This window comes from Roseivirga sp. UBA1976 (genome assembly GCF_002336325.1).
Classification (GTDB): domain Bacteria; phylum Bacteroidota; class Bacteroidia; order Cytophagales; family Cyclobacteriaceae; genus Roseivirga; species Roseivirga thermotolerans.
In genome coordinates this window covers 1-2,570 of sequence record NZ_DDDQ01000051.1, presented here as the reverse complement: position 1 = coordinate 2,570, position 2,570 = coordinate 1, and the positions used below count along the sequence as shown (strand labels likewise).

The 2,570-nt window shown below is 44.5% G+C and carries 2 protein-coding genes; both read right to left on the bottom strand.

Annotated elements, in window-relative coordinates; all coding sequences use genetic code 11:
- On the bottom strand, window positions 1-418 hold a 418-nt coding region (locus B3763_RS05490), incomplete at its 3' end, for a hypothetical protein (protein WP_286744523.1).
- A 40-nt stretch (window positions 419-458) separates the two neighbouring features.
- A complete protein-coding gene (locus tag B3763_RS05485) occupies window positions 459-2,366 on the bottom strand; it encodes a T9SS type A sorting domain-containing protein (protein WP_286744520.1) in 1,908 nt (635 codons plus the stop codon).
- Between the last annotated feature and the right edge of the window lie 204 nt (window positions 2,367-2,570).

Sequence of the window (2,570 nt, the reverse complement as noted above, 5' to 3'; positions counted from 1 at the left end):
TTAGGATGGACTGATAATCAATACTCTGAATAGCGTCTTCTATATTGGGAATGAAATCGTATCGCCCGGTAAACTCTCTCATTTGCGCCAGAAATAGCCTAAGGTTCTTATCGTAGCTATCGGAATTGGCCGTGATGAGCGAAATATTGACCGATATGATCTGATAAACTCCGTAGATAAACGATACGGTAAGCAAAAAGGCCACAACCCGCTGCAACCACTGCGGAAGCGACCGACCACCAATGGTTAGCTTGGCAATGTACTTGCGGGTGGTGCGTATGAGATACCACACCAGCAAAGCCAGCACAATTGGCTCCAGAAAAGACCTAAAGTAAATTAGCGAGAAAACTGCCCCAACTAGAATAATGGTCCAATAAGCTCCCTTCTTTAGGTTTTCTGTAGATACGTCTGTCTTCATGCTAAGAATATAAGCTTGAAGATACAGGAAATGACGATTTTTATTGCTTCAACAATCGCTTTTTGATGAGTCCCAGATTAGTACTTATCCAAACCACATAAACCCCTGAAGGCTGCTCAGCCATATTAAGGCTTGTTGCCTTTTGATTATTGATCGCTTGTTGAACTAGGGGCTCACCCAGCGCATTAAGCAAACGCACCTCTTGAATGTATGCTCCATTGTTGGCTCCTAATTTTAAATTTACCATCTCTGTTGCCGGTTGAGGATACAATTCAAGGGTACGGGCCCATTCAGGCTCAGTCTCTAGCCCCAGCACCATTTCTCCGGTACCCGACACTGCCAGCTGTTGACTACCGGCCGATGAGGTGATTTCAAGATTGCCGCTATACGTTTTAGCTTCCGTTGGCGAGAATGTAACCTCAATTGTCACTTCTTCTTCTACGTTTAGCGTAGCAGAGGTTTTGTTTACAGAAAATCCATCGGGAACAGTGATATTACTAATTTCAAGGCCATCATCTTCTCCGGTGTGTGTGAGCGTTATACTTAGCGAAGAACTCTCTCCTACCTCTGTGGAGGCAAAGGCCAGCGTGCCGGTTATGGAAAGAGAATGCTCTATCACGTTTTCTACAATGATATCAAACTGCTTCTCGGCCGACTGATCTCCTGCTGTGGCCTTTACTCGAATGCTGAGTTCATGCAGGTCTTCATAGTTGAACACAGCAGCCGTTAACAGTTCATCGGCCGAAATAGAAAACATACTGTTGTGAGTATCACCTTCTCCGGCAACCAGAGTGTAGGTGATATCTTCAGTAGCCCCCTCAATAAAGAATTTCCCTACTGCGGTTCCTTCTTCGGCACTTTCGGCAAAACTGTTATTGTCTAGTTGAATGGGAACGTCATTCTGACCTCCTCCTTTTCCATCATCGCCACATTCAGTAGAGCCAAATCCTTCTTCCAGCAAATCATACTTATGCATAAATACACCACCACCAGCCTGATCGTAAGTCATATACAGATAGTTCCCCTTAATGAGTAAGTGAGGTCTGAAATTCCTCTGAGCTGTTACATGTTCGCGATAAATTAGATTGAAACAGCGATCGAAAACAGCCAAATCCACATGCTCTTCATCTAGCACTTCTCCCTCATACAGATGTTGGTATCCAACATACCAATATCCGGTTTGTTCGTCATGAGCAACCCCTGTCGCAAACCAGTTGGCGTTTCCATTTTCACTATCAATGAGCGTTCGGGGCTCCTGTGCGGCCGGTTGAAAATCTTTGTCCCACTCCGTTACTATCAGGTCAGACTCTCCTCCAAACATACTCCCGGTAAACAAGTGTATTTTCTCATTTACATACAGTCCACCTCCTACATTATTGTGGGGCAACGAACCATCGGTTAAAAACGGATCAGAAACCCGGTTGAGGTCGGCATCAAAGCCATGAATATAATGCTGATTGGCTGGTTGAAAATGTCCCACATAAAGCACATCAGGAGTGGTAATAAGAATCATGTCGTTAGTTGGTTTGCCCGGCTCATTCGATGGGCGCGTATCCTGATCCCACACCGTAACAATATCGCCAACCCGTTGTCCCTGGGCATTGAGCTTCACAAGATAGAGCTGTTTATCTCCGGCCGATGAAAAACTTACATAGTAGGCTCCTTTCCAAAACACGGTTTTATGATCGACTATTTTGGGTAAACCATCGTTCTCTGAAATCACTGCTACCTGGTCTCCCACTCGCTGCATGGCCTCATTGATGTATTGGAAATAGATAATGTTGCCGCGTGAAACAGTCAAACCCATGTGTTCATTGGCCTCGGCCAGTACTCCCCAAATGTTGGCCTGGTCAACCTTGACTGAATCTACCCGATTGAGTGTTTGAGCAGATAGAATGGCAGGAATAAATAAAAAAATAGACAGAGCAAAAGCGACTGTGTTTCTCATAACTTATTTTGGTTGAATCATTTAAGTTACCCGAATACTGCCAATGACCCTAACCCGGCATGAGAGACACATTTTTTACGGACATTTTTTAAGGTTTTGATTGCCTTAAAAAAATGCTTTTCCATATATTTGCACTCGCTTTTGCAAAAGCCCGTTGGTCTGCTAGCTCAACTGGATAGAGCAACTGCCTTCTAAGCAGTAGGT

Bases quoted from the DNA above. Each gene is read 5' to 3' on its own strand.
- B3763_RS05485 (WP_286744520.1), bottom strand. From the start codon at position 2,366: ATGAGAAACACAGTCGCTTTTGCTCTGTCTATTTTTTTATTTATTCCT.